Annotated in this window: 5 protein-coding genes; 2 read left to right on the top strand and 3 right to left on the bottom strand. The window is 69.4% G+C overall.

Annotated features, from left to right (window positions below; all coding sequences use genetic code 11):
- Positions 1-88 precede the first annotated feature (88 nt).
- Complete coding sequence (locus GT354_RS46980; RefSeq protein WP_161363838.1) at positions 89-1,393, top strand: phenylacetate--CoA ligase; 1,305 nt, start codon at positions 89-91, stop codon at positions 1,391-1,393.
- A 96-nt stretch (positions 1,394-1,489) separates the two neighbouring features.
- Here the strand turns inward: GT354_RS46980 and GT354_RS46985 are convergent, their stop codons facing one another.
- From GT354_RS46985 to dnaE, 3 genes are all read right to left on the bottom strand, one after another.
- Positions 1,490-2,383, bottom strand: coding sequence for a helix-turn-helix transcriptional regulator (locus GT354_RS46985; protein ID WP_161363840.1), 894 nt, complete (start codon positions 2,381-2,383; stop codon positions 1,490-1,492).
- A gap of 97 nt (positions 2,384-2,480) precedes the next feature.
- A complete protein-coding gene (locus tag GT354_RS46990) occupies positions 2,481-3,293 on the bottom strand; it encodes a LysR family transcriptional regulator (protein WP_161363841.1) in 813 nt (270 codons plus the stop codon).
- Positions 3,294-3,522: 229 nt separating this feature from the next.
- Positions 3,523-7,119, bottom strand: coding sequence for a DNA polymerase III subunit alpha (gene dnaE / locus GT354_RS46995; protein ID WP_346012499.1), 3,597 nt, complete (start codon positions 7,117-7,119; stop codon positions 3,523-3,525).
- Between the two features lie 128 nt (positions 7,120-7,247).
- On the opposite strand from dnaE, the gene GT354_RS47000 reads away from it, so the two are divergent.
- A partial coding sequence (locus tag GT354_RS47000; protein ID WP_161363845.1) for a LysR family transcriptional regulator occupies positions 7,248-7,610 on the top strand: 363 nt, incomplete at its 3' end.

The raw sequence follows: 7,610 nt of genomic DNA on the forward strand, positions 1-7,610 counted from the left end.
GGAGCCCCTGCCGCGGATGCGTCCGCAGCCCCCGGCGCGGCGCCCGCGTCACGCGACCCCCACGCCTCGCAACACGAAGGAGCCGGCCATGTCGGATGACCGCGATCAGGCACTGCGCGACCAGATCGGATACCTCGGGCAAGCCCCCTTCTACCGGCGGCGGTTCGCCGAGCTCGGCGTCGACCCGGCCCGCGTGCGTACCGTCGCCGACCTCGACGACCTGCCGATCTTCCTGACCCCGCCCGAGCACCGCCGGCTTCAGGACGCCTCGCTCGCGGCCGACGGCCACCCGTTCGGCGACTTCCTGTGCGCCGACGTGCGCGACGTGGTGTCGGTCAGCTCCACCTCGGGGACCACCGGTACGCCGATCCTGTACGCGTCCACCGCCGCCGACGTCGCGCTCACGGACGAGAGTTGGGCGCGCGCGTTCCGCTTCATGGGCATGGCTCCCGGGGACGGCGTGGTGGTCGGCTTCGGCCTGTCGATGTACCTGGCGGGCGTCCCGCTGATCCGCGCACTGGAGCGGGCCGGCATGCGGACGGTGCCGGTGGGCGCCGAATCGGGCACGGGCAAACTCCTGCGCATGCTGGCGCTCATGCGGCCGCGGGTACTCGCCTGCACCCCCAGCTACGCCGAACACCTCATCGAGCGCGCCCCCGAGGTACTGGGCCGCTCGGCTGCGAGCCTGGGCATCGAGATCCTGCTGTGCGCGGGCGAACCCGGCGCCGGCCTGCCCGCGGTCCGGGACAAACTCGCCGAGGGCTGGGGCGGCGCGCGCGTACACGACATCCTCGGCGGCGTACACGGCGTCATCAACGTCTCGTGCGACGCGACCGACTACCAGGGCATGCACGTCCTGGCCCCCGACCTGTGCGTCACGACGCAACTGGTCGACCCCACCACGAAGGCAGGGATCCCGACCGAGGACGGCGCGATCGGCGAGCGCGTCAAGACGGCCCTGCGCTGGCAGGCCGCACCGCCGTTTCGCTATTCGGTCGGCGACGTGTACCAGGTCTTCACCGACCCGTGCCCGTGCGGCCGACCGGGCGAGCGGATCAAGGTGATCGGCCGCGTCGACGACCTGCTGATCGTCAAGGGCGTCAAGGTCTACCCGAGCGCGGTCAAGGACGTCGCCGCCTCCCTGGTCCCCGACCTGGCCGGCGAGATCCGCATCGTGCTGGACCGGCAACCTCCGCGCGTCGTACCGCCGTTGCGGGTCACCGTCGAAGCCGGCCAAGGCATCCCGCCCGAGCGCCACCCGGAACTGGCCGCCCGCTTCGCCGACGCCATGCACCACCGCCTGAGCATCCGCCCGGCCGTCACCATCGTCCCGGCCGGCACCTTCGAGCGCAGCGCACACAAGACCCGACTACTGGAGGTGACCGGCCGCTAGACCATCCGGGGCCGACCCGAAACCGGGGTCCGAGTAGGAACGGCCCGGGAAACCGGTGTCGCGGTCGGAAGTTCCGACGGCGGGCGTTTCCTGCGGCTATCCGCTGGGTGCATCGAGCCGGGTCGCCGGCGTCTGTCGGGTGGCCTCCCACGACGCCAGGAGCGCCAGATTGTCAGCGGTCGGCGTGCCCGCGGGCGCGGTGTAGACGTTGAGGTACAGGCCGGGTTCGGCGGGCAGTTCCAGGGACTCGACGTCCAAGTCGAGCCGGCCCACGATCGGATGGTGGATCCGCTTGCGCCCGGACCGGTGCAGCCGCACGTTCTGGGACGCCCACCGCTGCCGAAACAGCTCACTGCACGTCGACAGTTCGCCGACCAGGGCGATCAGCTCCTCGTCGTGCGGATCGCGGCCGGCCTCCATGCGCAGCTTCGCGGCCACGACATCGGCGACGTGGTCGTAGTCGACGAAGAAGTCTCTGGCCGCCTCGGGGTTCAGATAGACGAACCGCGCTGTGTTCGCGGGCCGTCGCGGGTCGGCCGGCATCGGTGAATACAACGCGCGGGCGAGTCGATTCATGGCGAGCACGTCATAACGTGCGTTACCGATCGAGGCCGGTGCATCGGAGATGGCGTCGAGCACCTGCTGCAGCGTCGAGCGCACCGACCCGGCAGGCCTGCGCCGGCGTGGGCTCCCGGGCGCCCCGGATCGGCGCGCGAGGTGGAACAGGTGGTCGCGCTCGGCCTCGTCGAGTTGCAAGGCAGAGGCCAACGCGTCGAGCACGCCGTCGGAGGCGCCGGAGAGGCTGCCGCGCTCCATGCGCACGTAGTAGTCGACCGATACCCCTGCCAGCAGCGCCACCTCCTCGCGGCGCAGACCTTTGACCCGACGGTTGCCGCCGTAGGCGGGCAGACCCGCCTGCGCGGGCGCGATGCGGGCGCGACGCGAGCTGAGAAACTCCCGAATATCGGTGCGTGGATCGATCGTGGCCATCTCCTCAGCGTAAGCCCGTCCCGCAATCCGAGGGAGGCACTGCGGGTACCCCCGACGACCGCGTGAGATTCGACTCCGTCGCCACGGTGGCGATCGCTCAGGTGTGGCGCAGGGTCGCGGTGGCGATTTCCAGGAAGTCGCGCACCAGCCTCTCGTGCCGGTCGGCGAGGGCGACGGCCAGGCACGTCCGTACGCTCGGGGCGTCCGTGACGGGGATGTGCACGAGGTCGGGGCGGGAGTAGGAGCGCGCGACGCTCAGCGGGACCAGCGCTGTTCCGCGCCCGGCGGCGACGAGTTCGAATTTCTCTTCCAACGAAGACGCTCGCCGCCTCGACGTGTCGAGCATCCGTTCGTCGGCGAGGTCGGCGACGGTGAGCTCGTCACGGCACGCCAGTGAGTGTGCAGCGGGCATGCAGGCGACCTTGGGTTCGAGGCCGACCGGGATGGTGTGCAGTCCCGAGTCGTCGAACGGCATCCGCAGGTATCCCACCCGGGCCCGGCCGTCCCGCAGCGGCGCGTCCGGTTCCCACCAGCGCGCCGGGACGACGTCGGTCTCGACGTGGGGGTGACGCACGGTGAACGCCCGGATCGCGTCGGACACGTGCAAGCCGGCGGAGAAGGCGACCACGAGCCGTTGGACGCTGTGCTCGGCGTCGTGCACGCGTCGCACCGCCGCCGAGACGGCCGCGAGGATGCCCTGCGCCTCCTCGTACAGCTGCTTCCCGGCGGCGGTCAGCTCCACGCTGCGAGTGGTCCGCACCAGCAGAGTGCACGCCAACTCCTGCTCGAAAGCCCGGATTTGACGGCTGAGAACCGGCTGGGCGATGTACAGCCGTTCCGCCGCCCGGCCGAAGTGCCGGTGCTCGGCCACCGCGACGAAATAGCGGAGCTTGCGCAGGTCGAGATCCATGCCTTCAGGGTATCAATCGCCGGGAAGGGTAGCGGACGCCGCAGCCGCCCCGCGCCGAGACTCGAAACGTGATCGTCATCACCGCTCCCCCCGGCCACCTCGGCAGCCGGCTCCTGGACATCCTGCTCGACCGGGCCCCACTCGCGACGAAGAGCCGGCCCGCTGAACACTGGGCCCGATCGAGCACCGCGCCCGCCCGAGCGGCCGCCCGGCGCCGACGTCGTGCTCGTCAGGCGATGCCCGTCCACGCCTCGGTTCCGAACGTTCCCTTGACGTCGGAGGCGATGCCGGCGGCGTCGACCGTGGGTTGCAGCGCGTAGGTCGTGGTCGTGCGTGGGCCGCGAACGGTGAGGTGGACCGGACTGTCGCCCGGGTGGGCGGCGAGGATCCTCTTCAGTTCACCCACCGATCGCTCGGTGATCCGATGGGAGGGGAGTGCGAGCCGGACGGGCGGCCGCCCCCCGTGTTCGGCCGAGGACACGTCCAGCACCGCCATCTCCCTGCCGAAGACGCTCACCGTTCCGTCCCGGTCCTCGATCCGGCCCGAGACGGTGACGACGTTGTCCTCGGCCAGCGCGTGTCGCACGAGCGGGTAGGTGGCGGGGAAGAACAGCACTTCGACGCCGGCGTCTCGATCCGCGAGGTTGACGATGGCCCACGCGTTGCCCTGCTTGGTCGTCTTGAGCTGGATGCCGGTGATCAGCCCGGAGAGCCGTACGTCCCCGGCGGTGCGCGCGGACGCGAGCAATTCGGCGATGGAGCAGTCGCGCGCGCCGGAAAGGATGTGCTCGGCGCCGTCCAGCGGGTGGGCGGAGACGTACAGACCGAGCATCTCGCGTTCGGTCGCCAGGAGTTGCCGACGTGGCCACTCCGCGTCGTCGACGGGAAAGTCCAGGCCGAAGACCGGTTCGTCGCTGCCTCGTCCTCGCGGATCGGCGAAGAGATCGTCCTGCCCGAAGGCGGCCGCCTTCTTCACCGGGATGACGGCGTCGATCGCCTCCTCGTGGACCGCGGTCAGGCCCATCCGCGAATGCCCCAGCGAGTCGAAGGTGCCGGCCTTGATCAAGGACTCCACGGCCCTTTTGTTCAATGCGGGCAGGTCGACCTTGTCCAGGAAGTCGGAGAAGGAGGCGAACTTCCCCTTCCGGCGGCGCGCGTCGACGACGGCCTCGATGACTGCGTCGCCGACGTTGCGCACCGACCGCAGCCCGAACCGGACGTCGTCACCGACGGCGGTGAACTCCCCGACGGATTCGTTGACATCGGGCCGGAGCACCCGAACGCCGTTGTGGCGGGCGTCGGCCAGGTAGATCCCGGCCTTGTCCTTGTCGTCACCGACGGAGGTGAGCAGGGCGGCCATGTACTCGGCCGGATGGTTCGCCTTGAGATAGGCGGTCCAGTACGAGACGAGGCCGTAGCCGGCGGTGTGGGACTTGTTGAAGGCGTAGCCGGAGAAGGGGAGCATGACGTCCCACAGGGCCTTGATCGCCTCCTCGGGATAGCCGTTGACCAGCATGCCGTTGTGGAACTTGTCCCATTCCGCGGCCAGTACCTCCGGCTTCTTCTTACCCATCGCCCGGCGCAGCAGGTCGGCGCCGCCGAGGGTGTAGCCGGCCAACTCCCGTGCGATGGCCATGATCTGCTCCTGGTAGACGAGCAGGTGGAAGGTGTTGCCCAGGATCGGTTCCAGGGCGTCGCGCAGGTCGGGGTGGATCGGGGTGATCTCCTGGCGGCCGGTCTTGCGGTGGGCGTAGTTGGTGTGCGCGTTCGCCGCCATCGGGCCCGGGCGGTAGAGGGCGTTGACGGCCGCGATGTCCTCGAACCTGGTCGGTTCCATCTGCCGCAACAGCACGCGCATGCCGCCGCCGTCGAGCTGGAAGACCCCGAACGTGTTGCCCTCGGCCAGGAGTCGGTACGTCCTGACGTCGTCCAGCGGGATCACCACGGTCGAGGGGTTGCCGTCCAAGGGATCCACGGTCGCCAGGTCGATGCCCCGGTTCTCGCGGATGTTACCGATGGCCTGGTCGATGACGCCCAGGTTGCGCAGCCCCAGGAAGTCCATCTTGATCAGGCCCATCGCCTCGCACGAGGGGTAGTCGAACCCGGTGATCCGCACCCCGTCCGAGGCCCGCATGTGCAGCGGGATCCGGTCGGTGAGTCTGGTCTTGGACAGGATCACCGCTGCGGCGTGCACACCGGTGCCGCGGGTCAGCCCCTCGACGCCGCGAGCGGTGTCCAGCACCCGCTTCACGTCCGGTTCGTCGTCGTACATCCGGCGGATCTCGGCCGCCTCGGGGTAGCGCTCGTGGGAGGGGTCGAAGGCGGCCGCCAGCGGGGCCGACGTGCCGTTCTGGTCCGGGGGGAGGGCCTTGGTGATCCGCTCGCCGTGGGAGTACGGGTAGCCCAGGATGCGTGAGGAGTCCTTGATCGCGTTCTTGGCCTTGATCCGGCCGAACGTGTTCACCATGGCGGTGTACTCGTCGCCGTACTTCTCGGTGACGTAGCGGACCATGCGGTCGCGCCGGCGGTCGTCGAAGTCGAGGTCGACGTCGGGAGGGTTGATGCGCTCCGGGTTGAGGAACCGCTCGAACAGCAGGCCGTGTTCCAGCGGACACAGCTCGGTGATGCGGGTGGCGTAGGCCACGATGGAGCCGGTGGCCGAGCCGCGACCGGGACCGACGGGGATCCGGTTGTCCCGGGCGTGCCGGCAGATGTCCGCCACGACGAGGAAGTACGAGCTGAAACCCATCGGGCCGATGACCGACATCTCGGTCTCGAAGCGCTCTTCGACGTGCGCGGGGATCGGGTCCCCATAGCGCACGGCCAAGCCTGCGAGGACCTCCTTGCGCAGCCACGACTCCTGGGTTTCGCCCTCCGGCACGTCCGGGAACCGCGGCATCTCGTCGACGTGGTCGAAGACCTCGTCGTAGGACTCGACGCGCTCGGCGACCAGCAGCGTGTTGTCGCAGGCGTCCGGTAGTTCGGCGAACAGACTGCGCATCTGCGCGGGTGTCTTGAGGTAGTAGCCGGAACCGCTGAAGCGGAACCGCCTGGGGTCGTCCTTGTTCTTGCCGACGCCGATGCACAGCAGGCTGTCGTGGGCCTCGGCCTGGTCCTCGGTGACGTAGTGCGCGTCGTTGGTGGCCAGGAAAGGGATGTTCAAGTCCTTGGCCACCCGCAGCAGGCCGTCGCGGACGTCGCGTTCGATGTCCAGGCCGTGATCCATCACCTCGACGAAGTAGTTCTCCCGGCCGAAGATCTCCTGGTAGGCCGCGGCGGCGGCCTTCGCCTCGTCGTACTGATTCAGCCGCAGGCGGGTCTGAATCTCGCCGGACGGGCAGCCGGTCGTGGCGATGATGCCCTCCGGTCGCGAGGCGATCAGCTCGCGGTCCATGCGCGGCTTGCCGGCCGGGAACTGGCCCTGGTAGCTGGCCTGCGTCCCGAGCCAGAACAGGTTTCGCAGCCCCTGGACGTCGCGTGCCCACATGGTCATGTGCGTGAAGCGGCCGCCCCCGGAGACGTCCTTCGAACCCTCGCCGTCGCTGTTCACGGCCCGTCGGCCGCCCGGCCCCCAGAACTCCTGTTTCCGATGGAATCGGGAGGAAGGCGCCACGTACGCCTCGATCCCGATGATCGGCTTGACACCGTCGAAGCCCTTGGCGACCTGCGCGAACTCGTGGGCGCCGAACATGTTGCCGTGGTCGCTCATCGCGATCGCGGGCATTCGCTGCCGGGCGACTTCGCCGAACATCGGCTTGAGCTTCTGGGCGCCGTCCAACATCGAGTATTCGGTGTGGTTGTGCAGGTGGACGAAGGACTCCGGCACGGGTGGGTCACCTCCGAGATGAAACCGAGCGTTGTTCGGTGACATCAAATCGAGCACCCCGACCTGGGATCAAACAACCACGTTGCCCACATCGCACAACGCTCGGTTGTATCCCTAGGATGCTCGACGTGGATCTCACCGCCGTACGCACCTTCATCGCCGCTGTCGACGCGGGACAGTTCCAGACCGCCGCCGCCCGGCTGTCGATCACCCAGCAGGCCGTGTCCAAGCGCATCGCCGCTCTGGAGAAGGACATCGGCGTGCAGTTGTTCATCCGCACCCCGCGCGGAGCCCAACTCACCGTGGACGGGCAGGCGTTCCTTCCGCACGCCCGCGCTCTCCAACTCGCCGCGGAGCAGGCCGCCGCCTCCGTCGACCCGGGCCGTCGCGCACTGCGGGTCGACGTGATCGGCCGTCGGACCTCGGCGGCCGGTCTGCTGCGCGCCTTCTACCGCGCGCACTCGGACGTCAAGCTCGATGTGGTGACCCTC

The sequence above is a fragment of the Streptomyces sp. SID3343 genome, assembly GCF_009865215.1.
Classification (GTDB): Bacteria; Actinomycetota; Actinomycetes; order Streptomycetales; family Streptomycetaceae; genus Embleya.